We start from the raw sequence: 25469 nt of genomic DNA, 5'->3' as shown, positions 1-25469 counted from the left end.
GGTAACCGTATGGTTACCTGTTGTCGTGGACGTCTTCGGAGCGCTGGCCGACGGCACCCGCCGCTCGCTGCTCTCCGAGCTGGCCGGCGGACCGCGCCGGGTGGTCGACCTGGCCGCCCGTCACGACATCAGCCGGCCCGCGGTGAGCAAGCACCTGCGGCTGCTGCTCGAGGCCGGGGTCGTCTCGGTCGAGGACCGCGGCCGGGAGCGGTACTACGCGCTCGAGCCCGCGGCCCTGGGCCCCGTGGCGGCGTACGTCGCGGGGCTGACCGCAGGCCCGCTGCCGGAGCACGCCCTGGACGCCCTGGAGACCGAGGTCCGACGGACCACCCGAGAACGAGAGCAGAGGAGCACCCGTGACCAGCACACCGACCGGTCGGATCGAACGGCATGAGGGCCGACACGTGCTCGTGCAGACCCGGACCTTCCGCGCCCCCGTCGAGGACGTCTGGGCCGCGCTCACCGAGCCCGAGCGGCTGGCCCGCTGGATCGGCACCTGGACCGGCGACCCCACCACCGGCTCGGTCGACTTCCGGATGCTCTTCGAGGGCGACGACGAGGCCGCCGACGCCATGGCGATCCGGGTCTGCGAGCCCCCGCACCGGCTGCACCTGACCAGCCAGGTGGGCGACGAGCAGTGGCTGCTCGAGCTCGACCTCACCCACGCCGACGGCGTGACCACCCTGACCTTCCGCCAGCCCGGGATCGAGCCCGCGCAGGTCGGCGAGGTCGCGCCCGGCTGGGACTACTACCTCGACCGGCTCGTCGACGCCGTGTCCGGCGCCGACCCGGCGCAGCGGCGGTGGGACGACTACGCGGCCACCGGGGCGCACTACACCGAGCAGTGCTGAGTCCGGGTCACGCCTAGGGGCGGACGAGCTCGATCCGCGGTTGCTTGGCCGGGTCGGGCCTGGGCTCGTAGTCCGGCGTGGCGGCGTACGGCTGCCAGGCGAGGAGCTCGCTCAGCCGGGCCTGGAGGACCGGGAGCACCTCGGGAACGCCGACGCGGCGGCCCGTCTCGAGGCTCAGCGTGGTGACGCCGGCGTCGGCGATGCCGCAGGGGACGAAGCGGTCGTACCAGCCGAGGTCCACGTCGCAGTTGAGCGCGATGCCGTGCATGGTCACGCCCTGGGAGACGCGCAGGCCGATGGCACCGACCTTGCGCTCGGGGCGCACCTCGTCGGCGCGGAGCCAGACGCCGCTGCGGCCCGGGACGCGCGCGGTCGCCACGCCGAGGTCGCGGCAGGTGGCGATCATCGCCTCCTCGAGGCGGCGCACGAAGTCCACCACCAGCACGTGCTCGGGCAGCCGCACGATGGGGTAGGCCACCAGCTGGCCGGGGCCGTGGAAGGTGATCTTGCCGCCGCGGTCGACCTCGACCACCGGGGCACCGCCGCTGTCGGCCGGACGCTCGTGCGGCTCGGTGCGCTTGCCGGCGGTGTAGGTGGGCGGGTGCTCGAGCAGCAGCACGGTGTCACCGCGGGTGCCGGCCACGACCTCGGCGTGCACGCGGCGCTGCAGCTCCCACGCCTCGAGGTAGTCGACCGCCTCGTCGCCGAGCCCGACGACCTCGAAGACGGAACCTTCCACGTGTGCGAGCGTACGCCGACCCGGTAGGCACGGGCCGATGACCTTCCTCTCGGGAACCCCGCTCCGCGCACTGCTCCTCGCGGTGCTCGCCGTCCTCACCCCGCTCGCGCTGGCCGCCCCCGCCGGCGCGGTCTCGCAGTCCTCGGCCGCTGCGCAGCTCAGCGCGGCCGGCATCACGTGGACCTCCTCCGGCGGCTGCACCGATCCGGGCACCTCGACGTGCACCTCGTTCGAGGGCCTGCGCCAGGCCACCGTCGACGGCGCGGTCACCCTCGACGGCGCCAGCGGCTGCGCCCTCACCATCACCGGCGGCACCGAGACCGGGCACGCCGGCGGCACCTACAGCCACGCGGCCGGCTACAAGCTGGACTTCTCCCGGACCACCTGCCTGACCTCGTGGATCCACAGCGCCTACCGCTACACCGGCCTGCGTTCGGACGGTGCGGCGATGTACGAGGCCTCGTCGGGCAACGTCTACGCCGACGAGGGCAACCACTGGGACGTCACCTTCTACACCTGCGGCTGCTGATCCTCGCGCGCCCTCCCAGCCCCTGTGGATGAGCTCGGCACGACCCCCGCCGGTCGGGGTAGACCTGTCCCGTGCCCCTCCACCCGCCCCAGGATCCCGCCCCGCGCCGCCGCGCCCGGGCCGGGCTGCGGGGCGCGCTGCTCGGTGCGCTGGCCGCGCTGGTCACCGCGGCGGTGATCGGGGCCGGCGTGCTGCTGGGCGGGGCGCAGCGCGGCCCGATGGCGGCTGCGCCGCCGGCGACGCGGGCTCCGGCGGCCGTTCTCGGGGCCGCCGGAGCCGACGCCGCGCCACCCGAGGTCGCCGTGCTCCGGGCCTGGGACGCCGCCCGGGCCGACGCCTGGGCGCGCGGCGACCCCGCGCTCCTGCGGCCGCTCTACACGCCCGGCTCCGCCGCCGGCCGCCGCGACCGCGCCATGCTCCGCGCCTGGGCCGACCGCGGCCTGGTCGTCCGCGACCTGGCCACTCGGCTGCTCGCCGTCCGCACCCTCCAGCGCTCCGCGGACCGCTGGACGCTCCAGGTCACCGACCGCGTCACCGGTGCCGCGGCCGCGCGCGACGGCACCGCCCTCGGCCCGCTGCCGCGCGACGGCCCCACCACGCGCACCGTCCACCTGCGCCTGCTCGATGGGCGCTGGCGGGTGAGCGCCGTCCGGCCGGCCTGACCGCGCCCGGACGAACGAGCCTGGCGCGCCTAGCCGTTGCGCGGGCGCCGTGCTCCACGCCGATGTCGCACGACGGCCCCCGGGGGACGCCGCGCGTGCCGGGGCTGCCGCACGTGGACGAGCTGCGGGTCTGCGGCGGGGCGGTCACCGACCGCGTCACCTGCACCGCCGCCGCGCGCGACTGCACCGCTCTCGGCCCCCTGCCGCGCGACAGCCCCACCACGCGCGCCGTCCACCTGCGTCTGCTCGACGGGCGCTGGCGGGTGAGCGCCGTCCGGCCGGCCCGACCGCGCCCGACGTCTACCTGGGCTGCGGCACGTGGAGGAGCTGCGGGTCTGCGGCGGGCCGCCAGGAAGGCCTCAGTCCTCCGCGGCGAGCCCCGCGCGCACCACGGCGGTCACGTCGGGGTCCCGGAAGGAGTAACCCGACGCCTGGAGCGCGGCCGGCACGACGTTGAGCGAGCCGAGCAGCTCGGGCGCCATCTTGCCGGCGCCAACGTTCAGCGCGAACGACGGCACGCGCGCGAACGACGGCCGGTGGAGCTGGCGGGCGAGCTCGGCGGTGAACTCGGCGTTGGTCGGCGTCGTCACGCAGCACAGGTTGAACGGCCCCGAGGCGTCGGCGTGCTCGGCCAGGTGGACGGTGGCGCCGACCCAGTCGTGCAGCGAGATCATCGCCATGTGCTGGCGGCCGTCGCCGAGCTTGCCGCCGAGGCCGGCGAGGTAGAGCAGCCGCAGCTGCTTCAGCGGTGGGCTGCGGCGGTCCATGACGGGCGCGGTGCGCAGGACGCAGACCCGTGCCCCGGCCTCGGCCGCGGGGGAGGCCGCAGCCTCCCACTCCCGCGTCACCGAGGTGAGCAGGGCCTCGCCGCGGGAGTCGGCGTCCTCGGCGAGGACCTGGTCGCCGTGGTCGCCGTAGTAGGAGATGCCGTTGCCGGCCAGGAACGCCGGGCGCGACGTCGACGCGGCGATGGCCTCGGCCAGCACGCGGGTGGTCGTCACCCGGCTCTCGCGCAGCTCGCGGGCCCACTTCTCCGAGTGCGGGTTGCCGGCGGTGGGAGCACCGGCCAGGTTGACCACGACGTCGGCGGCCTCGACGGCCGCGGGGTCGAGGCGGCCGGCGTACGGGTCCCACGACGACTCGTGGGGACCCGACGCCGTGCCGCGCGTCAGCTTGGTGACCGTGTGCCCGCGCCCGAGCAGGGCCGAGCGCAGGTGCGTGCCGAGGAAGCCGGACCCGCCGGCGAGGAGAACGTGGACCACGATGGCCCGGTACCCCTCAGACCTCGAACGCGCCCGCCTCCAGCCGCCGCTTCACGTCCTGCAGGAACCGCCCGGCGTCCGCACCGTCGACCAGCCGGTGGTCGTAGGTCAGTGCGAGGTAGACCATGTAGCGCACCGCGATCGTCTCGCCGAGGTTCGGGTCGTCGATCACGACCGGCCGCTTCACGACCGAGCCGGGCCCGAGGATCGCCACCTGCGGCTTGTTGATGATCGGGGTGTCCCACAGGGCGCCCACGCTGCCGAGGTTGGTGATCGTGAACGTGCCGCCGGACAGCTCGTCCGGACCGATCTTGTTGGTGCGTGTCCGCTCGGCCACGTCGGCGATCTTCTTGGCCAGCCCGGAGATCGACAGGTCACCGGCGTCGCGCACGACCGGGGTGATGAGCCCCTTCTCGGTGTCCACCGCGAACGCGAGGTTCTCGCGGTCGTAGTAGGTGATCTCCCCGGCCTCGGTGTCGATCGTCGCGTTGAGCTTGGGGTGCTCCTTGAGCGCGTCGACCGTCGCCTTGGCGAAGAACGGGAGGTACGACAGCTTCACACCTTCGCGGGCCAGGAAGTCGGCCTTCACCGACTCCCGCAGCCGGGCGATCTTGGTGACGTCGACCTCGACGACCTGCGTGAGCTGTGCCGACGTCTGCAGCGAGTCGATCATCCGCTCGGCGATGATCTTGCGCAGCCGGCTGATCTTCTCGGTGGTCCCGCGGCGCGAGTCCGGCGTGACCGACGGGGGTACGGCGGCCGCCGGGGCGGCACCCGCACCAGCCCCGCCGCTCGGCGCGGCGGCCGCGGCCGGCTGGGCGGCGGCGCTCTGCTGGGCGCTCTGCTGGGCGGCCTGCTCGGCCTGGCGTGCCGCCTCGAGGACGTCCTGCTTGCGGATGCGACCGCCGACGCCGGACCCGGTGACCGTGGACAGGTCCACGCCGTGCTGGGCGGCGAGCTTGCGGACCAGGGGAGTGACGTACCCGGCGCCGTCGCCCGCGTCACCCGAGCCGTTGGAGGCGCCGGAGTCGCTCGACGACGAGGGCGCGGTCTGGGTGGGCGCGTCGGACTCCGTGGCCTTCGTGGGCGCCGGCTCCTCCGACCTGCTCTGGGTCGTGGACCCGCTCGTGTCGTCGGGCTGCGAGCTGCCCTCGGATCCGCCGGAGCCTGCGGACTCGGAGGACCCGGCGGACTCGGACGCGCCGCCCGAACCCTCGCCGGAGGCGTCGCGCGACTCGGCCTGCTCGGCCTGGGCGGCCTGCTCCTCGGCGCGCTCCTGCGCCTTGTCCTCGCCACCGCCGCCGGTGTCGTCGCTGGTGTCCTCGGCGCTGGTGTCCTCGGCGCTGGCGTCGCTCTGGCCGGCGCCCTCGCTGGAGCCGCCGTCGCTCGAGCTGGAGCCGGAGCCGCCCGTGGGCTGACCCGAGCCGACCAGGGCGAGCTCGGCGCCGACCTCGACGGTCTCGTCCTCGGCGACCTTGATCTCCAGCAGCGTGCCGGCGACGGGGAGGGGATCTCGGTGTCGACCTTGTCGGTGGACACCTCGAGCAGGGGCTCGTCGACGGCGACGTCGTCGCCGACCTGCTTGAGCCAGCGGGTGACGGTGCCCTCGGTCACGGACTCGCCCAGCGCGGGCAGGGTGACGGCGGTGGCGTCGCCGCCACCGGACCCGCCCGAGCCGCCGGAGCCGGACCCCGACCCGGACCCTGAGCCGGACTCAGGAGCGGAGGAGCCGGAGTCGGACCCCGCGTCGGAGTCGGACTTCTCGGCCTCGGGCGTCTCGTCGCCGGGCGGGAGTTCACCGGTCTCGTCGGCGATCTCCTCCTCCTGCTCGGCCTTCTTCTCGGCGTTCTCCTCGTCCTTGGGCTGAGCCTCGGGCGTGGCCGAGTCATCGGCCGACGCGTCGGAGTCCGAGCCGGAGCCGGAGGAGATGGAGCTCTCGTCCTTGTCGCCGATGACGCCGAGCACGGCGCCGACCTCGACGGTGTCGTCCTCGTCGGCCTTGATCTCCAGCAGCGTGCCGGCGACGGGCGAGGGGATCTCGGTGTCGACCTTGTCGGTGGAGACCTCGAGCAGGGGCTCGTCGACCGCGACCTCGTCCCCGACCTGCTTGAGCCAGCGGGTGACGGTGCCCTCGGTGACGGACTCGCCCAGCGCCGGGAGGTTGACTTCGGTGGCCATGTGTTTCCTTCGCTCTCGGGGCGGGTGGTCAAGCAGGGTGGTCAGGAGTGCGCGTGCAGGGGCTTGCCGGCCAGGGCCAGGTGCGCCTCGCCGAGCGCTTCGTTCTGGGTGGGGTGGGCGTGGACGAGGGGCGCCACGTCATCGGGGTACCCCTCCCAGTTGTAGATCAGCTGGGCCTCGCCGATGAGCTCGCCGACCCGGTCGCCGACCAGGTGGACGCCGACGACGGGGCCGTCGTTGCGGCGCACCAGCTTGACGAAGCCCTGGGTCTTGAGGATCTGGCTCTTGCCGTTGCCGCCGAGGTCGTAGGTGAGCGCGGTGATCGCGTCGGCGCCGTACTGCTCGGCGGCCTGCGCCTCGGTCAGTCCCACCGAGGCGACCTCGGGATGGGAGTAGGTGACCCGAGGGATGCCGGTCTCGTCGATGGGGGTCGGGTCGAGTCCGGCGATGGACTCGGCCACGAAGATGCCCTGCTGGAAGCCGCGGTGGGCGAGTTGGAGGCCGGGGACGATGTCGCCGACGGCCCAGACGTTGTCCAGGTTGGTCCGGCAGTGCTCGTCGGTGAGGACGAAGCCGCGGTCCGTGCTGACGCCCTGCTCGTCGTACCCCAGCCCGTCGGTGGCCGGCCCGCGCCCGACGGCGACGAGGAGGAGCTCGGCCTCGATGACGTCGCCGCCCTCGACGGTGACCGCGACGCCGTCGTCGGTGGTCTTCACGCTCTGGAACGGCGTGCCGGTGCGGAACACGATCCCGCGCTTGCGGAACGCGCGCTCCAGTGCCTTGGACGAGGCCTCGTCCTCGAGCGGGACCAGCCGGGGCAGCGCCTCGACGATGGTCACCTCGGCGCCGAACGAGCGCCACACGCTGGCGAACTCGCACCCGATGACGCCGCCGCCCAGCACGACGACCGAGGCCGGGACGCGGTCCAGCCGCAACGCCTCCTCGGAGGTCAGGACGTGGGTGCCGTCGACCTCGATGCCGAGGGTCTTGGGGTAGGAGCCGCTGGCCAGGACGACGTGCTCGCCGGTGTAGCGCCGCCCGGCCACCGTGACCTCGCGCGGGCCGGTGAGCCGGCCCTCGCCCTCGATGACGGTGATGCCGCGGCCCCTGATCAGCCCGGTGAGGCCCTTGAACAGCCGCTGGACGACGCCGTCCTTGTAGGAGTTCACGCCGGCCATGTCGACGCCCTCGAGCGTGGCGCGCACGCCGAACTGCTCGGAGTCGCGGGCCTGGTCAGCGACCTCTGCGGCATGCAGCAGGGCCTTGGTCGGGATGCAGCCGATGTGCAGGCAGGTGCCGCCCAGGTCGCCCTTCTCCACCAGGCCGACGCGCAGCCCGAGCTGGGCGGCGCGGAGGGCGCAGGAGTACCCACCCGACCCGGCTCCGAGGACCAGTACGTCGAACGCGTCGTCGAGCTCGGCCACGCCTTCATCTTTGCACCTGCGTCGCGTGTGTCCACACCGGCCTGAGGGCGGCCAGGGCACACTGGTCCCCATGTCATGGCTCGACCGGTTCCGTGGTGGCGGCCGGACGCGGATGAAGGCGCCGGCGCGCGACGGCTTCCGCACCGGCTCGACGCGCGTGCGCGCATCCGACGGCGTGGACCAGGACCACCTCAACGAGTTCGTGCAGAACCACCGCGGCGTCGAGGGCTTCGTGGAGCCCCGCACCGCGGTCAGCGACGTGACGCTGCTGCTCGTGGCCCACGACGGCGAGTGGACGCGCCGCCGGGTGCCGTCGGTGGACTGGGCGCACAAGTTCTGCAACCGCCACCAGGTGCCGTCCTACGACGCCGCCGTGGTCGGGATCCCGCAGCGGATGCGCGACTACAACCGCCGCAAGAAGCTCGAGGGCAACTAGCTCCGCGAGGAGGCCCGCGAGGCGGTCAGCCGGCCAGCGCCCGCGCGTAGTCGACCAGCGTCGTCACCGCGAAGCCGGTCCCGCCCGAGGTCACGTGGCCGTAGGGCCCGCCGGAGTTGTAGCCCGGCCCGGCGATGTCCAGGTGCGCCCAGGGCAGTCCGCCGGTGAACTCGCGCAGGAACGCCGCCGCGAACAGCCCGCCGCCCCACCGCACCCAGTCGTGCTGGGCCAGGTCGGCGACCCGGCTGCTGTGGATCCGCTCGTCCATGGCCTCGGGGATCGGCATCGGCCACTGCTCCTCGCCGGCCGTCCCGGCTGCGGCGAGCACCGCGTCGACGACGTCCTGCGAGCCCATCACGCCGGCCACCTTGTCGCCCAGCGCGACCACCATGTGCCCGGTCAGCGTGGCCACGTCGAGGATGACGTCGGGCTGCCGCTCGGTGGCCATGACCAGCGCGTCGCCCAGGACCAGGCGGCCCTCGGCGTCGGTGTTGGTGACCTCGACCGTCGTGCCGCCGTACATCGTCAGCACGTCGCCGGGTCGCATCGAGTCGCCGGAGACCATGTTCTCGGCCATCGGCGCGAACGCCGTGACCCGGATCGGGAGCCCGAGGCGGGCGATGGCCAGCGTGGCCTGCACGACCGCGGCGGCGCCGGCCATGTCGGACTTCATGTCGTTCATCGAGGCGGCCGGCTTGATGGTCAGGCCGCCGGAGTCGAAGGTGATGCCCTTGCCGACCAGCGCGAGGTGGGTCTTCGCCCCGCGCGGCGCGTAGCCGATCTCGACCAGCCGCGGCGGCGCGGCCGAGCCGCCACCGACGCCGAGGATGCCGCCACAGCCCAGTTCGGCCAGGGCCCGCTCGTCGCGGACCGTGACCGTCAGCTTCGGCGCGCCGCGGCCCTTGGACGCGTCCTTGACCGCCGCCTCGACCGCGGCGGCGAAGCTCGGCGGGGTGAGGTCACCGGGCGGGGTGTTGACCCAGTCGCGCGTGGTCGCCACGTGCTCGGCCACGAGCTGGGCGTCCTCGAAGGCCTGGACGTGCTCCTTCTTGCGCGCCGACGGGCTCAGCACGACCACCTCGCCGGGGCTCCTCGGCTTGTCGTCGTCGGCCTTCTTCTTGTAGGCCGTGTAGGTGTAGCCGCCGAGCACGAACCCCTCGGTCACGGCCCGGACCAGCTCGGGGGTGTCGGCCGGCAGCGCCAGCGCGACCGAGGCGGCGTTGCTCACCGACCGGGCCGCCACGCCCGCCGCGCGGCGCACGACGCGCGGGTCGAGCACGCCGTCCTCGCCCACCTTGCCGAGCCCGATCACCACCAGCAGCGGCGAGGTCAGCTGCTTGGCCGTCGGGATCTTCGCGACCTCGCCGACCTTGCCGGTGAAGCCGAGCGAGGCGAGCAGCGGACGGAAGGTGCGGCCGTAGGCGTGGGCCACCTCCTCGCCGCCCAGGGCGACCAGGGGACCGCCCTTGGCACCCTTGCCGCCCTGGACCACCCCGACGACCACCGCGTCGCAGCGGGTCTTCGCGGGGCTGGCGTTGCGCAGCGTGTAGGTGCTCATCGCCACAACATAGTCACGGTAGGTTCGCGGCATGGACGGCCCTCAGCCCGCGCCCGGTGGTGGCGCACCGCTGACCTCCCCACTGCACGAGCGGCACGTCGCCCTCGGCGCCAAGTTCGCCGACTTCGCCGGCTGGTCGATGCCGCTGGAGTACCCCTCCGGCGTGGTCAAGGAGCACACCGCCGTCCGCGAGGCCGTCGGCCTCTTCGACGTCAGCCACCTCGGCAAGCTCACCGTCACCGGGCCCGGCGCCGCGGCGTACGTCAACCGGACGCTCAGCAACGACCTCGGCCGGATCGCGCACGGCCAGGCGCAGTACACACTCTGCTGCGACGACGCCACCGGCGGCATCGTCGACGACCTGATCGCCTACCTGCACACCGACGAGCGCGTGCTGCTGGTGCCCAACGCCGCCAACACCGCCGAGGTCGCCCGCCGGCTCGGCGAGTCCGCTCCCGAGGGCGTGACGGTGCACGACCTGCACCGCGAGTACGCCGTCCTGGCCGTCCAGGGCCCCCAGTCCGACGAGGTCCTCACCGCGGTCGGCCTCCCCGCCGGCCACGACTACATGTCCTTCGTCGAGGCGCCCGTGCCCGGCGAGCAGACCGGCGACGAGGGCGTCGTGGTGTGCCGGACCGGCTACACGGGCGAGCGGGGCTACGAGCTGATCGCCTCCAACGCGGTCGCCGTACAGCTCTGGGACGCGCTGGTCGCCGCCGGTGAGCGGTTCGGCATGCTGCCCTGCGGGCTCGGCGCCCGCGACACCCTGCGCACCGAGATGGGCTACCCGCTCCACGGTCAGGACATCTCGCTGTCGACCACCCCCAACGAGGGCCGGCTCGGCTGGGCCGTCGGCTGGCAGAAGCCGGAGTTCTGGGGCCGCGACGTGCTGACCACGGAGAAGGAGGAGGGCCCGCGACGGGTGCTGCGCGGCATCCTCTCCACCGGCCGCGCCATTCCGCGGCCGGGGATGCGCGTCACGCTCACCGCAGACGTCGCCCTCGGCGAGGTCACCTCCGGCACCTTCTCGCCCACGCTGAAGAAGGGCATCGGTCTGGCCCTCATCTCGACCGTCGCCGCCCCCGACGCCGAGGTCGGCGTCGACGTGCGCGGGCGCCGCGAGATCTTCCAGCTCACCAAGCCGCCGTTCGTCCAGCCCTCGGTCCGCGAGTCGTGATGCTCCCCGACCAGCCCCCGACCTTCCGCCCGCCCACGCCCGCCGAGCGGCCCTGGAGCTGGCGACTGCTCGACGCCTCCGGCGCCGAGGTCGACGTCCCGGGCGACATGGCGGACCGCCGCTTCGCCTCCCAGGCCGACGCCGAGTCCTGGGTCGGCGAGATCTGGGCCGACCTCGCCGACGCCGGCGTCGATGCCGTCACGCTGCTCGAGGCCGACCGCGAGGTCTACGGGCCGATGTCGCTGCATCCCTGACCTAGGCCTGCGATCTCGCGCCGGGTCGGTCTCCGCCTGCTCTGGCTCGCCCCTGCTCGACTCTCGGAGCGGGGCGGGGGCCGCCGTCCGGTGCTCGTGGACTCGCGCCTGACGGTCCGGGCGCTCGCGCAGGCCCCCGTGCCGGCGGTCCTGCGCCGGACTGGGGGGCTCGCGCCGGGTGCCGGGGTGCCCGTTCCGCCGGGCGGCTCCAGCGGCCGCGCCCAGCGTCGTACGGCGGCCTGCGCGGATCGGGCAGCAGACCTCGGCCGGGCTGCGGCCCGGGCCGTCCAAGCTCCAGCGCCAGCCGTACCCGGTCAGCCCGTGCGCCGACGCGGCAGACCGCTGCTCCCGAGCCGCGGAGGCGCGGTCACCCGTTGCTCCCCTCGTGGCGATGGCGGGCCGCCGCGATCCGGCGCCCATGGTCGGCCGAACGGGCTCGCGGCCGGTGCTGGCCGGCGCACGGCCCGCTGCCGCTCAAGGGCCGCATGGGCGTGAGCCACGCGGCGGCTCATCGGGCGCCGGCGCCGGTCGCGGTGGCGAGAGCCCGGGCGGCTGGCGCGGTCGAGGCTCGTGGGACGCGGAGACGCATTCACCCGGTGGTCCTCCGGCGCCGGCGCCCGGCCGCCGCGGCCCAGCGCCGACGGCCGGCGCAAGAGCTCTGCGCCGACGCCCGGCCGCCGCGGCCCAGCGCCGACGGCCGGCCGCACGAGCTCTGCGCCCGTGCGGCCGGTGCGGGCCCGCGGTCCTCCCAGGCCGCGGAGCGGGCCCCGCCCGGTGGCTCTTCCCGTGGCGAGGACCGGGCCGCCGCGACCCGGTGCCGGCGGCCGGTCGCGGTGCGAAGGCTCCTGCGGCGGCCGGGCGCAGTGGCCAGGGCCCGTGCGCCGGCGCGGGGCCCGGCGCACGCCTCAGGCCGCGGAGGCGCGGCCGCCCGACTGCTCCTCGGGTGCCGGCGGCCGGCCGCGGCAAGAAGGCCCGTGTGGCGGCCGGCCGCAGTGGCTGGGGCCCGTGCGCCGGCGCAGGGCCGGTCGAGCTCCCCGTCCGCGGAGACACGGTCACCCGAGGGCCGGCTCCGCTGGCGGGCCGCCGCGGCGGGGGACCTGCCAGCCGGCGCGGGCACCCCGCCAGCCCTAGGCCGCGGAGGCGCGATCACCTGAGGGCTCCTCGGGTGCGGAAAGCCGGGGTGCGGCGGCGAGGGCGAGCGCGGCCGGCGCGGGGTGGGCTGCTGGAGCGCCGGCGGTCGCGGTGACGTCGCGGGTGCCGGTGTGGTCGCGCAGGAAGACGTAGCCGTGGGGGCTGGTCCACAGGTAGGTGCCGGGGTCGACGACGCGGTAGCGCCAGCGGCCGTGGGTCTTGTGGCGGTGGTGGCGGCGGCACAGGGGAGCGACGTTGCAGGAGCAGGTGGCGCCGCCCTCGGCCTCGGGCACGACGTGGTCGCGGTCGCAGCGGTCGGCGTGGTGGGTGCACCAGGGGAACACGCAGGTCACGTCGCGCAGGCCGGTCAGGTGGCGCAGCCGGTCGGAGACCTCGTAGGCGTCGACGGAGACGTGCTGGTCGGCGTCGACGACCGGGCGCACCAGCACGCGGGCGTCCGGGCGACCGCACCACTCGCGGACCTGGGCCGCGGAGACGAAGCCGGGCACGCCGTCGACGCGGGCCAGCTCCCCGGGGGCGGCGTCGGCCGCCAGGGCCGAGGCCGCGACGTGCACGGTGAGCACCAGGTCGAGCGGGGTGTCGCCGCGGGCGATCTGGCCGGCGGCCATCGAGCGGCGCACGGCAAGGGGGGCCATGCAGCCGAGGGCGGCCAGCGCCTGCGCCTCGCGCCGCACGGCGTGCTCGAGGTCGAGTGCGTCGGCCAGGTCGAGGACGCCCTCGACGGCGACCGTGCCGTCGGCCCGGACGTCGTGGACGCCGATGTCGAGGTGGCGTGCGCCCAGCCGGGCCTGACGGAGCTCCTCGGCGGCCTCGGGGTCGTGGCGCACGCGGGCCTCGTCGACCAGCCGCCCGAGCTGGGCCGGGCCGACCCGGTGGGCGACCGCCTCCACGTGCTGGTCGACGTACGCCGCGCCGTCGGGCGGGAGCGGCACCGTCTGCTGGGCGACCCGGCGCGCCCGCCAGGCCGGGAGGTCGCCGGCCTGGAGGCGCTCCCAGACCCGCGGCAGCCGGTGGGAGAGCTCGACGGCGTCGCCGAGCAGGAGGCGCCCGGCCCGGGCGGTCAGCCCGAGCGCGCAGGCCAGCTCGGCCACGCAGAACTCGGCCACCTCGGGCGCACCCTCGCCGGCGACCGGGAGCCCGCCCTCCCAGGAGCCGGGGTCGTCGGGGGGGCAGGGCGTGGGCGTCGGCCCAGGCCGCCGCCGCGGCGAGGATCCGGCGCTGCGCGGCCTCGGCGGCCTCGCGGTCGGCGCGCACGGTGGCGAGCAGGCTGCGGGCGATCGTGAGCTGGTCCGGGGTGGCGGTGGTGGAGGTCATGGGGTGAGTCCAGTGGTGGGCGCCGACGGCGGGGGGTGGTGGCGTCCGGGGGCTGTGCACAACTGGCCGGTGGGGGTGGGCTGTGGAAAGCAGGTGGCGGTCGGGTCCGCGCCCTAGGCTCGCGACATGCGCGCGGACGCGGACTTCATGGTCTTCGTCGCGGCGCGCTGGCCGGTGCTGGTCAGGACCGCGGTCACCCTCGGGATCCGGCCCGAGGAGGCGGCCGACGCGACGGCGGAGGCGCTGTCGCGGTGCCGTCGGCCGTGGGCCGACGTGGGTGGGGGTGCGGGGGGCGACGGACTGGTGCACGACGAGCTCGTGCGCGAGGCGGCCCGGCGCCAGCGCCTGCCCGAGGGCGAGCGCGCCGCCGCGGCCGAGCGGACCACGGTGCTGGCGCCGCCGACCCTGGAGGAGCTGCGCGACCGCGAGGCCGCCCGTCGGCGCGCCCAGCGGTGGCTGGCCCTCAAGGTCGCCGTGCCGCTCGTGCTCGTCGTCGCTCTGGTCACCGTCTTCCTGGCGGTCACGGGAGGCGAGGAGGACCACGAGCCCGGGAAGAAGGACGAGGGGGGCGTCGGTCCGGCCGAGGTCGAGCGGCAGGAGAACCCCGCTCCCGGCGTGGTCTGGTACGCCGACGGTGGGCTCCACCTCGCCCACGCGGTCCTGGAGGTCGACGGGCTGCGGGACATGACGGTGGTCGGCGACGGGGTGGTCTACGGCGACGACGAGGGCCGGGTCGTCTACGCGGGCGAGGACGGCGGCCGCGAGGTCCTCGGCCACAAGGCGCCCGGCGTACCGGTGGCCGCGACCGACGAGACGGGGCTGGCCGCGTGGTACGACCCGTCGACGAAGGAGGTCAGCATCGTCGACGCGGTGAGCGGCGACGTCCGGGTCCGCACGGAGGTCGACGACAACCCCGACGTGGTCTCCGTCGACGGCGACGTCGTCTACCTGGTGGGCACCGACGGCGCCCGGGCGCTGCTGCCCACCGGCCCGACGTCCCAGCTGCCGGTGAGCCCGGTCGCGCTGCTCGACGTCCGCTCCCGCATCCGGGTGTTCCAGCTGCCCCGCGACCGGATCCAGGTCGTGCAGTCGGCGTTCAACACCACCTTCCGGCTGCCCGGGCACGGCGCGCGCCTGGCCCCGGACGGCAACACCGTCGCCACGGCCGACCCGCTGACCGGCGCACCCGTGCTCTACGACACCCGCAGCGGCCAGCAGCTCGACCCCGGGGTGTCGCGGGACGAGCAGGTGCTGGCCGTCGAGCCGGGCGTCCGCAGCAGCGTCACGTACGTCGTGCGCAGCGGCGAGCGCCGGGTCCTGCGCACCTGCCAGCTCGGCACCGAGTCGACGTGCGAGGACGTCACCGAGCTGGAGGGCGAGGGAGCGGACCGGAGCGTGGTGCTGGCACGCTGACCGCATGCCCCACGCGTTCCGTCAGGTCGACGTCTTCGGCTCCCGGCCGCTGAGCGGCAACCCGGTCGCGGTCGTGCACGGCGCCGACGACCTCGACGACGAGCAGATGCAGCTCTTCGCGCAGTGGACCAACCTGAGCGAGACGACGTTCCTGCTCGAGCCGACCGGTCCCGCGGCCGACTACCGGCTGCGGATCTTCACCCCGGCCCGCGAGCTGCCGTTCGCCGGCCACCCGACCCTCGGCAGCGCCCACGCCTGGCTCGAGGCGGGCGGTGTCCCGCGCGGCGACGCGGTGGTCCAGGAGTGCGCCGCCGGCCTGGTCACCCTCGAGCGGGGCGAGCGGCTGGCCTTCCAGGCGCCGCCGTTGATCAAGGACGGTCCGGTCGAGGACGACGTCCTGGCCCGGGTGACCAGCGCGCTCGGCATCACCGCCAGCGACGTCGTGGACAGCAAGTGGTGCGACAACGGCCCGGGCTGGGTCGGCGTACTCCTCGAGGACGCGCACGCCGTCCTCGCCCTCCGCCCGGACCGTGACGCGCTCGAGGGGCTCGACGTGGGCGTGGCCGGGCCCTGGCGCGACCGTGGGGACGACGGGGCCGGCGACGCCGACGTCGAGGTCCGTGCCTTCGACAACCTCAACGAGGATCCCGTGACCGGCAGCCTCAACGCGAGCCTGGGCCAGTGGCTGGCCGGGACCGTCCTGCCCGAGGAGTACGTCGCGGCGCAGGGCACGGCCATCGGCCGGCGCGGTCGGGTGCACGTGAGGCGCGTGGGGGAGACGGTGTGGGTGGGAGGGGACACCCGCACGACGGTGCAGGGCGAGGTCCGCCTCAACGACTAGGTTGGAAGCGTGCAGCAGTACCTCGACCTCCTCCGCCGGGTCCTCGACGAGGGCGTCGAGAAGTCCGACCGCACCGGCACCGGGACCCGCAGCGTCTTCGGCCACCAGATGCGCTTCGACCTGAGCGAGGGCTTCCCGCTCGTCACCACCAAGAAGGTGCACACGCGCTCGGTCTTCGCCGAGCTGCTGTGGTTCCTGCGCGGCGACACCAACGTCAAGTGGCTGCAGGACCGCGGCGTGACGATCTGGGACGAGTGGGCCGACGCCGACGGTGACCTCGGGCCGGTCTACGGCTACCAGTGGCGCTCGTGGCCCACGCCGGACGGCCACCACGTCGACCAGATCGCCCAGGTCGTCGAGCAGATCCGGAGCGACCCCGACTCGCGCCGCCACCTCGTCAGCGCCTGGAACGTCGCCGACATCCCGGCCATGGCCCTCGCGCCGTGCCACACGATGTTCCAGTTCTACGTCGCCCCCCAGGACGACGGACCCGGCCGGCTCAGCTGCCAGCTCTACCAGCGCAGCGGCGACGTCTTCCTCGGCGTGCCGTTCAACATCGCCTCCTACGCCCTGCTGACCCACATGGTCGCGCAGGTCACCGGGCTCGAGGTGGGCGACTTCGTGCACACCCTCGGCGACGCACACCTCTACCTCAACCACCTCGAGCAGGCCGAGCTGCAGCTGACCCGCGAGCCCCGGCCGCTGCCCACGCTGCGCTTGGACCCGACCGTCACCGCGCTCGACGCCTTCGACCTCGAGCACGTCGCGCTCGAGGGCTACGACCCGCACCCCGGGATCAAGGCGCCCATCGCCGTATGACCAAGCGCGTCGTCCTCGTCGCCGCGGTCGCCCGCAACGGCGTCATCGGCCGCGGCTCGCAGATCCCGTGGAAGCTGCCCGGCGAGCAGCGGCTGTTCAAGGAGCTCACCATGGGCGACGTCCTGGTCATGGGCCGGGCCACCTACGAGTCCATCGGCCGCCCGCTGCCAGGGCGCACCACGATCGTGCTGACCCGTGACCCCGACTGGGGCGCCGAGGGCGTGCGGGTCGCGCACAGCCTCGACGACGCCCTGGTCCAGGCCGCGACCCTGCCCGGGGACATCGCGGTGGTCGGCGGCGCCGAGGTGTACGCCGCGGCGATGCCGCTCGCGACCGAGCAGGTCCTGAGCGAGGTCGACCTCGAGCCCGAGGGCGACGTCTTCTACCCGCCCTTCGACCGCCGTGCGTGGGTCGAGGCCGCGCGCGAGCACCACGAGGGGTACGACCGGGTCTTCCTGGTCCGCGCCTGACAGGCTGGGGCCATGGAGCTGCGCATCTTCACCGAACCCCAGCAGGGCGCGACGTACGACGACCTCCTCGCGGTCGCGCTCAAGGCCGAGGAGCTCGGCTTCGGAGCCTTCTTCCGCTCCGACCACTACCTGGCGATGGGCGGCGACGGCGGCCCCGGGCCGAGCGACGCGTGGACCACGCTGGCCGGGCTCGCGCGCGACACGAGCACCATCCGGCTCGGCACCATGGTGACCAGCGCGACCTTCCGGCTGCCGGGGCCGCTGGCCATCCAGGTGGCCGGCGTCGACGCGATGAGCGGCGGCCGCGTCGAGCTCGGCATCGGCGCTGGGTGGTTCGAGGCCGAGCACACGGCGTACGGCATCCCCTTCCCGCCCACCGGCGAGCGCTTCGACCGGCTCGAGGAGCAGCTCGCCGTCATCACCGGGCTCTGGTCGGCCGACGCGGCGTTCAGCCACACGGGGTCGCACTACACGCTCACCGACAGCCCGGCGCTGCCCAAGCCGGTGCAGCGCGACGGGTACGCCGGCGGGCCGCCGGTCATCATCGGCGGTCACGGCAAGAAGCGGACGCCCGCCCTCGCCGCGGCGTACGCCGACGAGTTCAACGTGCCCTTCACCGACGTCGAGAGCGGCCGCACGCAGTTCGGGCGGGTGCGCGAGGCCGCGCAGGGCCGCGAGCTGGTGTACTCCGCCGCCACCATCCTGTGCGTCGGTCGGGACGAGGCGGAGTTCCGCCGCCGGGCCGAGGCCATCGACCGCGACCCCGACGAGCTGCGCGCGACGTACGCCGGCGGCACGGTCGACGAGGTCGTCCGGCGGGTGGGGGAGTGGGCCGACGCCGGTGCGAGCCGGCTCTACCTCCAGGTCCTCGACCTGCAGGACCTCGAGCACCTCGAGCTGGTCGCCGCGGAGGTCGCACGCCAGGTCTGAGGCCGTGCCTTAGGTTCGTCCCGTGGACACCAGCAGCACGACCGTGACCGTCCCGACCGCCGACGGCGACATGCCGGCCCGGCTCTGGCTGCCCGAGTCGGGGAGCGGGCCGGGGGTCCTGCTGCTGCAGGAGATCTTCGGGGTCAGCGCCTACATCCAGCGCCGCGGCGCCGACCTGGCCGCGGCCGGGTACGTCGTGCTCGCGCCCGAGCTCTACTGGCGCCTGGACGAGCCGCCCCTGGACGAGACGGCCCCGGACGTCGTCGACGCCGCCATGGCCCGAGCCGGGCGCCTGGACCCGGACACGACGGTCGCCGACGCCGTCGCCGCCCTGGGCGCGCTGCGGGCCCGGTCCGAGGTGACCGGCCCCGTCGGCGCCCTCGGCTTCTGCTTCGGCGGTGGCCTGGCCTTCAACGTCGCGGCGGTCGCGCCGGTCGACTTCCTCGTGAGCTACTACGGCTCCGGTCTGCCCGGCCTGCTCGACCTGGCTCCGCAGGTCACCGTGCCGAGCCTGCACCACTTCGGGACGGCCGACGACTACATCGACGCCGAGAGCGTCGAGCGGGTGCGCGCGGCGGTGACCGCCCACGCGGACGTGTCGTTCGAGCTCTACGAGGGCGCCAACCACGCCTTCGACAACGACGACTTCTACTTCTTCCACCCCGAGGCCTCGGCCCTGGCCTGGGACCGGACCCTCGCCTTCCTGGCCGAGCACGCCTCGCGCTGACCGGTCGGGGCGAGCGCGGCCGATACCCTGACCCCATGAGCGACTCTCCGTCTGCCCCGTTCGGCCGCGTGCTGACCGCGATGGCGACGGCGTTCAAGCCGGATGGCTCGGTCGACGTCGACGGCACCGCCCGGATCGCCACCCACCTGGTCGACCACGGCCACGACGGCGTCGTCGTCTCCGGCACGACGGGAGAGTCGCCGACGACCACCGTCGCCGAGGACGGCGAGATCCTCGCCGCGGTCAAGGACGCCGTCGGCGACCGGGCCAGCGTCGTGGCCGGCGTCGGCACCAACTCCACCGCGCACTCGCTCGAGCTGGCCCAGCAGGCCGAGAAGATCGGCGCCGACGGCCTGCTCCTCGTCACGCCGTACTACAACAAGCCCGGCCAGGCCGGCGTCCTGCACCACTTCCGCACCGTCGCCGAGGCCACCGGCGTGCCGGTGATGCTCTACGACGTGCCGGGCCGCACCGCCACCCAGATCGCGCTGGAGACCTACGCCGCGGCCAAGCAGATCGAGACCGTCGTCGCGGTCAAGGACGCCGTCGGCGACTTCGCGCGCGGCGTGCGCCTGCGCGAGATGGGGTACGCCGTCTACTCCGGCGACGACGTCAGCAACCTCGGCTGGCTCGCCCACGGCGCCGCCGGCTTCGTCTCGGTGGTCGGCCACGTCGCCGGCGACCAGCTGCGCGCCATGGTCGACGCCTGGGACGCCGGCGACCACGCCGAGGCGCTGGCCGTGTTCACCCGCCTGCTCCCGGCCATCGGCGCGGTCATGGGCGTGCCCAACTACGGCGCGACCACCGCCAAGGCCGGCCTCCAGCTGCTCGGCGTGCTCGACAACCGCACGGTGCGCGGCCCGCTCGTCGAGCTCACCGACGACGAGGTCGCCGACCTGCGCGCCTCGCTCGAGGCCGCCGGCCTGCTCTAGGTCCACGCCCGGCGTCAGCGGCCCGAACGGGCCGTGACCGACACGCACTCCTGTGGTGGGTGTGACTGGAGTGACGAACGCCTAGGGTGGTGACGTGGCGACCCGTACGTCTTCCCCGCCGGGTTCGCGCACCAAGGGGTCGTCCTCGGACCGACCCACGACGGCGCGAGCACGGAGTACCCGCAACCAGAGCAGGACCTCGTCGAAGAAGAAGCCGGCGAGGCGTCCAGCCGCGCGCGGGGGAGCCGCGGCCAAGAAGGGCGCGGCGAGCCGCACCCGTCCGGCTCCGCGCGCCGTCCGCACCGGCCGCGGGCCGATCGCGCGCCTGTTCGACCTGGTCCTCAAGGCCGTGGCCCGCGTCTGGCTGGCCGTCGCGCACGGGGTGGGGGCGGTGGCCCGCGGCATCGGGCACGGCGCCCGCGACCTCGAGCCCGAGCACCGGCGCGACGGGGTGGGCCTGTTCGTCCTCGCGCTGGCCGTGGTGTCGGCGGCGGCGGTGTGGTTCCAGCTCGGCGGTCCGGTGATGAGCGGCGTGCGCGTCGCGGTCACGGGCTGCGTGGGCAAGGTCGGCTGGCTGGTCCCGCTGATGCTGCTGGTCGTGGGCTGGCGCAACCTGCGCGACCCGATCCACAACGGCCCGGCCGGTCGCCAGGTCGTCGGGTGGAGCGCGCTGGGCCTCGGTCTGCTCGGCGTGGTGCACATCGCCGAGGGCGACCCGCAGCCGGTCGCCGGCGACGCCGGTCCGCTGCGCGAGGGCGGTGGGGCCGTCGGGTACGTCGTGTCCTCGCTCCTGCTCGACCTGCTCCGCACGCCGTACGTCGTGGTGCCGCTGCTGCTCCTGCTGGCCTTCTTCGGCGTCCTGGTCATCACGGCCACCCCGCTCTACCAGGTCCCGGCCCGGCTGGCCGAGGCCCGCGACCGCGCGCTCGGCCGCCACCACGAGGACGAGGACGACGAGGTCGCCCCGACCCGCCGCGGCCGTCGTACGGACCTCGACCTGACCGACGAGATCGACCCGCTGATGGGCGACCCGGCGTACGACAGCCCGGTCCTCGAGGAGCGCGAGACCCGCAAGCGCCGCCGCAAGAAGCCGGAGCCGGTCGAGGACCCCGAGGCGACCCAGGAGCACCAGGTGCTGGCCCCGGCCGTCGAGGTGCCCGAGGAGGACACCAACGCCGAGCTCGAGCCGCCGCCGCACACCCCGCTGCCCGAGCGGGTCGAGCAGCTCGCGCTGTCCGGCGACGTGGTCTACCACCTGCCGGGCAACGACGTGCTCAAGCCCGGGTCGCCGCACAAGGCTCGGTCCAAGGCCAGCGACGAGATCGTGAGCCGGCTGACCCAGGTGCTGGAGGAGTTCGGCATCGACGCGCAGGTCACGGGCTACACCCGCGGCCCGACGGTGACGCGCTACGAGGTCGAGCTGGGCTCGGCGGTGAAGGTCGAGAAGGTCACCGCTCTGTCGAAGAACATCTCCTACGCCGTGGCCTCGGCCGACGTCCGCATCCTCAGCCCGATCCCCGGCAAGTCCGCGATCGGCATCGAGATCCCGAACCTGGACAAGGAGATCGTCTCCCTCGGCGACGTGCTGCGCTCGGGCACGGCCCGCAGCGACCACCACCCGATGGTGGCCGGGCTGGGCAAGGACGTGGAGGGCGGCTTCGTGGTCGCCAACCTCGCCAAGATGCCGCACCTGCTGGTCGCCGGCGCCACCGGCTCCGGCAAGTCGAGCTTCATCAACTCGATGATCACCTCGGTGCTGATGCGGGCCACGCCCGATGAGGTCCGGATGATCATGGTCGACCCCAAGCGGGTCGAGCTGAACGCCTACGAGGGCGTCCCGCACCTGATCACGCCGATCATCACCAACCCCAAGAAGGCCGCAGAGGCGCTGGCCTGGGTCGTGCGCGAGATGGACATGCGCTACGACGACCTGGCCAACTTCGGCTTCCGCCACATCGACGACTTCAACAAGGCGGTGCGGGCCGGCAAGGTGCAGGTCCCGCCGGGCAGCGAGCGCGAGCTCACGCCGTACCCCTACCTGCTGGTCATCGTCGACGAGCTCGCCGACCTGATGATGGTCGCCCCGCGCGACGTCGAGGACGCCGTCGTGCGCATCACGCAGCTGGCCCGCGCGGCCGGCATCCACCTGGTGCTCGCGACCCAGCGCCCCTCGGTCGACGTGGTCACCGGCCTGATCAAGGCGAACGTGCCCTCGCGACTGGCCTTCGCGACGTCCTCGCTGGCCGACAGCCGGGTCATCCTCGATCAGCCGGGCGCGGAGAAGCTGGTCGGCCAGGGCGACGGGCTGTTCCTGCCCATGGGCGCATCGAAGCCGGTCCGCGTGCAGGGCTCGTGGGTCACCGAGGCCGAGATCGCCACGGTGGTCAAGCACTGCAAGGCGCAGCTCGAGGCGACCTACCGTGACGACGTCACCGCGCCGGCCGCCAGCAAGCGCGAGCTCGACGACGACATCGGCGACGACCTCGAGCTGGTCATCCAGGCCGTCGAGCTGGTGGTGTCGACCCAGTTCGGCTCGACCTCGATGCTCCAGCGCAAGCTGCGGGTCGGCTTCGCCAAGGCCGGTCGCCTCATGGACATCATGGAGAGCCGTGGCGTCGTCGGGCCCAGCGAGGGCTCCAAGGCCCGCGACGTCCTCATCAAGCCCGACGAGCTCGACTCCGTGATCGCCACGCTGCAAGGGGAGCTGTGATGACCGACCTCATCCCGCGCGAGACCACCGACGCCGACCTGGTCAGCACGGGAGAGCATGTCCACCCGGACTGGGCGAACGTCCCCGACGAGCCCGAGGCCGACGAGGTCGTCGTACGCCGCAACGGCCGCGTGTCCGTCGTCCTGGCGGCGATCACCGCGCTGCTCGCGGCGGCGTACTTCGCGCGGGCGGTGACGGACTACCGGGTGCTCGACTGGGCGCTCTGCGTCGGGCTCACGGCCATCACGTGGGCCTACGTCTTCTCGTTCCTGGACTCGCGCATGCCGCTGCTCGTGGCCGACAGCCACGGCGTGCGGATCCGGCTGGGGCGGACCTGGCGCGGCATGGCCTGGTCGGACCTGGAGGAGGTCGAGCACACGCCGCGCGGCCGCGTGGTCCGTGACGGCCGGCTCGTGCTGTTCCCTCGCGACGTCGACGCCGAGCTCGACCTGCTCGGCCCGGCCGGTCGCCGGCACGCGCGCTTCACCGAGCGCATGCACGGCGCGCCGTTCGCGATGCCGCTCGGCCTGACGACACGGGTGCTCGGCGCGCACGGCGACCTCACTGCGGCGTTGGCGACGCTGGCCGACGGCCGCTGCGCGGTCGTCGAGGTCGTGCCCGAGGCGGCCGAAGAGGCGGCAGACGAGACGGTCGACGGGCTGGGCGACGGGCTGGACGACCACTACGAGGACCCGGACGCCAGCGTCGACACCGACACCGAGGCCACCGGCGAGATCCCCGTGGACCTCGACGCGGTCGCCCCCGACGCGGTCGCCCCCGACGTGGACGAGCCGCAGGCCGCGGCCGCCGTGGTGGCCAGCCCGACCCCCTCTCCACTGCGCGACGTCCGCCCGGCCGTGCGCGCCGACGTGGCCCGCGACCGCGAGTGGGACGTCGACACCGCCGCCGAGGAGCTGCCCGCAATCGCGTCGGCGACCTCGACGTTCGTGATCGAGGACCTGGCCGCCGTACCCACCGTCGACCCAGTCATCGGCCCCGAGCTCGCCGCCGCCCGCCGGCGGCTGCGGCTCAGCGTCGACCAGCTCTCCGAGCGCACCCGCATCCGGCCGCACGTGGTCGAGGCCATCGAGATCGACGACTTCGCGCCGTGCGGCGGCGACTTCTACGCCCGCGGCCACCTGCGCACGCTCGCGCGGGTCCTCGGCGTCGACGTGGCGCCGCTGCTCGCGACGTACGACGACACGTACGCCGACGCCCCCATCGACCCGCGCCGCGTCTTCGAGGCCGAGCTCGCCACCGGTCGCCACGGCTCGATCCGCGGTGTCAAGGGCGGTCCGAACTGGTCGGTGATCGTCGCCGCCGTGATGACCGTCGTGCTGGCCTGGTCGGTCGCGCGCCTGGTCATGGACCAGCCGCACAGCGTCACGCCGGCCTCGCCCTCGCTCGCTGACGGCTCCGCCGGGCTGACCAGTGGCGGCCAGTCCGCCGCCACCCCCGTGCCCGTGGTCGTGAGCGCCGCCGGTGGCGGCGCCCGGGTCGTCGTGCGCGACGGCACCGGCAAGGTCGTGTTCAGCGGCTCGCTCGCCTTCGGCCAGTCCCGCACCGTCCAGGTGGCCCCGCCGGTCCGCATCCAGACCACCGACGGCTCCCTCGAGGTCACCGTCGACGGCCGCAGCCACGGCGCGATGGGCAAGACCGGCGAGCCCGCCCAGGACGTCTACACGGATCGCTGATTGGATCGGCAACCACCGGGGCGGCAGAATCGGCGGGTGAGCCAGTCGTTGAGCGTCGCCCTCGTGACCCTCGGCTGCGCGCGCAACGAGGTGGACTCCGAGGAGCTCGCCGGCCGGCTGGCCGCGGACGGGTTCACGCTCGTCGAGGACCCGGCCGCCGCGGACACCGTCGTGGTGAACACCTGCGGCTTCGTCGAGCAGGCCAAGAAGGACAGCGTCGACGCGCTGCTCGAGGCGGCCGACCTCAAGGGTGACGGTCACGGCCCGCAGTCGGTGGTCGCGGTCGGCTGCATGGCCGAGCGGTACGGCGCGGAGCTGGCCGACTCGCTGCCCGAGGCCGACGCGGTGCTCGGCTTCGACGACTACCCCGACATCGCCGCCCGGCTTCGCTCGATCGTGGCGGGGGAGCAGCACGTCCCGCACGTGCCCAGCGACCGGCGCCGGCTGCTGCCGATCAGCCCGGCCGACCGGCCCAGCGGCACCGTCACCGTGCGCTCGCGGCTGACCACCGGCCCGACCGCGAACCTCAAGCTGGCCGAGGGCTGCGACCGGCGCTGCACGTTCTGCGCCATCCCCGCCTTCCGCGGCCGCTTCACCAGCCGCCGCCCGCACGACGTCCTCGACGAGGCGCGCTGGCTGGCCTCGGACGGCGTGCGCGAGCTGTTCCTGGTGAGCGAGAACTCCACGTCGTACGGCAAGGACCTCGGCGACCTGCGCCTGCTCGAGGCGCTGCTCCCGGAGCTCGCGGCCATCGACGGCGTGGAGCGGGTGCGCGTGTCCTACCTCCAGCCCGCGGAGCTCCGCCCGGGGCTGCTCGAGGCGATCGCGGGGACGCCCGGCGTCGCGCCGTACTTCGACCTGTCCTTCCAGCACGCCAGCGCCGACGTGCTCCGGCGGATGCGGCGCTTCGGCGACCCGGAGAGCTTCCTCGGGCTCCTCGACCGCGTGCGCGCCATCGCCCCGCACGCCGGTGTGCGCTCCAACGTCATCGTCGGCTTCCCGGGCGAGACCGAGCAGGACCTCGAGACGCTGTGCGACTTCCTGGTCGCCGGCCGCCTCGACGTGGTCGGCGTCTTCGGCTACTCCGACGAGGACTGCACCGAGGCCGCGACGTACGCCGACAAGCTCGACGAGGACGAGGTGCGCGCCCGCACCGCCCACGTCTCCCAGCTGGTCGAGGAGCTCACCGCCCAGCGCGCCGAGGAGCGCGCCGGCGAGGAGGTCACGGTGCTGGTCGAGGACGTCGAGGACGGGCCCGTCGGTCGCACCGACTTCCAGGGTCCCGACGTCGACGGCACCACCTCGCTCGTCGGCGCCGACGCCCGGGTCGGTGACCTGGTCCGCGCCGTCGTGGTGGACAGTGACGGGGTGGACCTGGTCGCGAGGGCGGTGTGAGC

Annotated in this window: 23 protein-coding genes and 2 pseudogenes; 17 read left to right on the top strand and 8 right to left on the bottom strand. The window is 74.4% G+C overall.

Annotated elements, in window-relative coordinates:
• The first annotated feature begins 25 nt into the window (after positions 1 to 25).
• Positions 26 to 394, top strand: coding sequence for an ArsR/SmtB family transcription factor (locus tag G5V58_RS13325; protein WP_165233444.1), 369 nt, complete (start codon positions 26 to 28; stop codon positions 392 to 394).
• 10 nt (positions 395 to 404) lie between these two features.
• Positions 405 to 851, top strand: coding sequence for an SRPBCC family protein (locus G5V58_RS13320; RefSeq protein WP_230486602.1), 447 nt, complete (start codon positions 405 to 407; stop codon positions 849 to 851).
• 13 nt (positions 852 to 864) lie between these two features.
• Here the strand turns inward: G5V58_RS13320 and lipB are convergent, their stop codons facing one another.
• Positions 865 to 1590 carry a lipoyl(octanoyl) transferase LipB gene (lipB, locus tag G5V58_RS13315; RefSeq protein ID WP_196240511.1) on the bottom strand — a complete coding sequence of 242 codons (726 nt, stop codon included), beginning with the start codon at positions 1588 to 1590 and terminating at the stop codon, positions 865 to 867.
• Positions 1591 to 1627: 37 nt separating this feature from the next.
• Here lipB and G5V58_RS13310 point away from each other — a divergent pair, with 37 nt between their 5' ends.
• Together G5V58_RS13310 and G5V58_RS13305 are read left to right on the top strand one after the other, a co-directional pair.
• Positions 1628 to 2119 carry a hypothetical protein gene (locus tag G5V58_RS13310; protein ID WP_196240510.1) on the top strand — a complete coding sequence of 164 codons (492 nt, stop codon included), beginning with the start codon at positions 1628 to 1630 and terminating at the stop codon, positions 2117 to 2119.
• Positions 2120 to 2190: 71 nt separating this feature from the next.
• Complete coding sequence (locus G5V58_RS13305; RefSeq protein WP_165233435.1) at positions 2191 to 2781, top strand: hypothetical protein; 591 nt, start codon at positions 2191 to 2193, stop codon at positions 2779 to 2781.
• A gap of 359 nt (positions 2782 to 3140) precedes the next feature.
• Here the strand turns inward: G5V58_RS13305 and G5V58_RS13300 are convergent, their stop codons facing one another.
• From G5V58_RS13300 to lpdA, 5 genes and pseudogenes are all read right to left on the bottom strand, one after another.
• Positions 3141 to 4043, bottom strand: a complete 903-nt coding sequence (locus G5V58_RS13300) for a TIGR01777 family oxidoreductase (RefSeq protein WP_165233432.1) — start codon at positions 4041 to 4043, stop codon at positions 3141 to 3143.
• Between the two features lie 16 nt (positions 4044 to 4059).
• The gene (gene sucB, locus G5V58_RS13295; protein ID WP_230487355.1) at positions 4060 to 5475 is read right to left on the bottom strand and encodes a 2-oxoglutarate dehydrogenase, E2 component, dihydrolipoamide succinyltransferase; all 1416 of its coding nucleotides are present in this window, start codon (positions 5473 to 5475) and stop codon (positions 4060 to 4062) included.
• A gap of 125 nt (positions 5476 to 5600) precedes the next feature.
• Positions 5601 to 5657: pseudogene (locus G5V58_RS26725) on the bottom strand (hypothetical protein); the annotation flags it as partial.
• Positions 5658 to 5770: 113 nt separating this feature from the next.
• A pseudogene (locus tag G5V58_RS26720) lies at positions 5771 to 6221 on the bottom strand (biotin/lipoyl-containing protein); the annotation flags it as partial.
• Positions 6222 to 6262: 41 nt separating this feature from the next.
• Positions 6263 to 7645 carry a dihydrolipoyl dehydrogenase gene (lpdA, locus tag G5V58_RS13290; RefSeq protein ID WP_230486601.1) on the bottom strand — a complete coding sequence of 461 codons (1383 nt, stop codon included), beginning with the start codon at positions 7643 to 7645 and terminating at the stop codon, positions 6263 to 6265.
• 70 nt (positions 7646 to 7715) lie between these two features.
• Here lpdA and G5V58_RS13285 point away from each other — a divergent pair, with 70 nt between their 5' ends.
• Complete coding sequence (locus G5V58_RS13285; protein WP_230486600.1) at positions 7716 to 8081, top strand: hypothetical protein; 366 nt, start codon at positions 7716 to 7718, stop codon at positions 8079 to 8081.
• A 25-nt stretch (positions 8082 to 8106) separates the two neighbouring features.
• Here G5V58_RS13285 and G5V58_RS13280 read toward each other — a convergent pair whose 3' ends face one another.
• The gene (locus G5V58_RS13280) at positions 8107 to 9639 is read right to left on the bottom strand and encodes a leucyl aminopeptidase (RefSeq protein WP_165233426.1); all 1533 of its coding nucleotides are present in this window, start codon (positions 9637 to 9639) and stop codon (positions 8107 to 8109) included.
• Between the two features lie 31 nt (positions 9640 to 9670).
• Here G5V58_RS13280 and gcvT point away from each other — a divergent pair, with 31 nt between their 5' ends.
• Together gcvT and G5V58_RS13270 are read left to right on the top strand one after the other, a co-directional pair.
• Positions 9671 to 10816 (top strand): glycine cleavage system aminomethyltransferase GcvT, encoded by a 1146-nt coding sequence (gene gcvT / locus G5V58_RS13275; protein WP_165233423.1) that lies wholly within the window; start codon positions 9671 to 9673, stop codon positions 10814 to 10816.
• Positions 10816 to 11070 (top strand): hypothetical protein, encoded by a 255-nt coding sequence (locus G5V58_RS13270; protein ID WP_165239075.1) that lies wholly within the window; start codon positions 10816 to 10818, stop codon positions 11068 to 11070. Before gcvT ends, G5V58_RS13270 begins: the two co-directional genes overlap by 1 nt.
• 1127 nt (positions 11071 to 12197) lie before the next feature.
• On the opposite strand, the gene G5V58_RS13265 is transcribed toward G5V58_RS13270, so the two are convergent.
• Complete coding sequence (locus tag G5V58_RS13265; protein ID WP_165233420.1) at positions 12198 to 13328, bottom strand: HNH endonuclease signature motif containing protein; 1131 nt, start codon at positions 13326 to 13328, stop codon at positions 12198 to 12200.
• Between the two features lie 334 nt (positions 13329 to 13662).
• On the opposite strand from G5V58_RS13265, the gene G5V58_RS13260 reads away from it, so the two are divergent.
• The 10 genes from G5V58_RS13260 to rimO all read left to right on the top strand — a co-directional run bounded on the left by G5V58_RS13260 (position 13663) and on the right by rimO (position 25467).
• On the top strand, positions 13663 to 14949 hold the full coding sequence (locus G5V58_RS13260; protein ID WP_165233417.1) for a hypothetical protein: 1287 nt from the start codon (positions 13663 to 13665) through the stop codon (positions 14947 to 14949).
• A 4-nt stretch (positions 14950 to 14953) separates the two neighbouring features.
• Positions 14954 to 15790, top strand: coding sequence for a PhzF family phenazine biosynthesis protein (locus tag G5V58_RS13255; protein ID WP_165233414.1), 837 nt, complete (start codon positions 14954 to 14956; stop codon positions 15788 to 15790).
• A gap of 9 nt (positions 15791 to 15799) precedes the next feature.
• Complete coding sequence (locus G5V58_RS13250) at positions 15800 to 16609, top strand: thymidylate synthase (protein ID WP_165233411.1); 810 nt, start codon at positions 15800 to 15802, stop codon at positions 16607 to 16609.
• Entirely contained in the window at positions 16606 to 17079 is a 474-nt protein-coding gene (locus G5V58_RS13245) for a dihydrofolate reductase (RefSeq protein WP_165233408.1), read from the top strand. The genes G5V58_RS13250 and G5V58_RS13245 overlap by 4 nt, the downstream gene beginning before the upstream one ends.
• Before the next feature lie 12 nt (positions 17080 to 17091).
• Positions 17092 to 18009, top strand: a complete 918-nt coding sequence (locus tag G5V58_RS13240) for an LLM class F420-dependent oxidoreductase (protein WP_165233405.1) — start codon at positions 17092 to 17094, stop codon at positions 18007 to 18009.
• A 22-nt stretch (positions 18010 to 18031) separates the two neighbouring features.
• Positions 18032 to 18736 (top strand): dienelactone hydrolase family protein, encoded by a 705-nt coding sequence (locus G5V58_RS13235; protein WP_230486599.1) that lies wholly within the window; start codon positions 18032 to 18034, stop codon positions 18734 to 18736.
• A 35-nt stretch (positions 18737 to 18771) separates the two neighbouring features.
• Complete coding sequence (dapA, locus tag G5V58_RS13230) at positions 18772 to 19668, top strand: 4-hydroxy-tetrahydrodipicolinate synthase (RefSeq protein ID WP_165233403.1); 897 nt, start codon at positions 18772 to 18774, stop codon at positions 19666 to 19668.
• 94 nt (positions 19669 to 19762) lie between these two features.
• Complete coding sequence (locus G5V58_RS13225; protein ID WP_165233400.1) at positions 19763 to 22378, top strand: FtsK/SpoIIIE family DNA translocase; 2616 nt, start codon at positions 19763 to 19765, stop codon at positions 22376 to 22378.
• Positions 22378 to 24072, top strand: coding sequence for a helix-turn-helix domain-containing protein (locus G5V58_RS13220; protein WP_165233397.1), 1695 nt, complete (start codon positions 22378 to 22380; stop codon positions 24070 to 24072). Before G5V58_RS13225 ends, G5V58_RS13220 begins: the two co-directional genes overlap by 1 nt.
• Before the next feature lie 48 nt (positions 24073 to 24120).
• Complete coding sequence (rimO, locus tag G5V58_RS13215) at positions 24121 to 25467, top strand: 30S ribosomal protein S12 methylthiotransferase RimO (RefSeq protein ID WP_230487354.1); 1347 nt, start codon at positions 24121 to 24123, stop codon at positions 25465 to 25467.
• Positions 25468 to 25469: the final 2 nt, after the last annotated feature.

Source organism: Nocardioides anomalus, assembly GCF_011046535.1.
GTDB lineage: Bacteria > Actinomycetota > Actinomycetes > Propionibacteriales > Nocardioidaceae > Nocardioides > Nocardioides anomalus.
The sequence above is the reverse complement of the archived record's forward strand: the minus strand, read 5'-3'. Positions and strand labels throughout refer to the sequence as shown.

Coding starts and splice junctions, on each gene's coding strand:
- G5V58_RS13310 (WP_196240510.1), top strand. CDS start 1,628: ATGACCTTCCTCTCGGGAACCCCGCTCCGCGCACTGCTCCTCGCGGTG.
- G5V58_RS13285 (WP_230486600.1), top strand. CDS start 7,716: ATGTCATGGCTCGACCGGTTCCGTGGTGGCGGCCGGACGCGGATGAAG.
- G5V58_RS13280 (WP_165233426.1), bottom strand. CDS start 9,639: ATGAGCACCTACACGCTGCGCAACGCCAGCCCCGCGAAGACCCGCTGC.
- gcvT (WP_165233423.1), top strand. CDS start 9,671: ATGGACGGCCCTCAGCCCGCGCCCGGTGGTGGCGCACCGCTGACCTCC.
- G5V58_RS13270 (WP_165239075.1), top strand. CDS start 10,816: ATGCTCCCCGACCAGCCCCCGACCTTCCGCCCGCCCACGCCCGCCGAG.
- G5V58_RS13260 (WP_165233417.1), top strand. CDS start 13,663: ATGCGCGCGGACGCGGACTTCATGGTCTTCGTCGCGGCGCGCTGGCCG.
- G5V58_RS13255 (WP_165233414.1), top strand. CDS start 14,954: ATGCCCCACGCGTTCCGTCAGGTCGACGTCTTCGGCTCCCGGCCGCTG.
- G5V58_RS13245 (WP_165233408.1), top strand. CDS start 16,606: ATGACCAAGCGCGTCGTCCTCGTCGCCGCGGTCGCCCGCAACGGCGTC.
- G5V58_RS13240 (WP_165233405.1), top strand. CDS start 17,092: ATGGAGCTGCGCATCTTCACCGAACCCCAGCAGGGCGCGACGTACGAC.
- dapA (WP_165233403.1), top strand. CDS start 18,772: ATGAGCGACTCTCCGTCTGCCCCGTTCGGCCGCGTGCTGACCGCGATG.
- G5V58_RS13220 (WP_165233397.1), top strand. CDS start 22,378: ATGACCGACCTCATCCCGCGCGAGACCACCGACGCCGACCTGGTCAGC.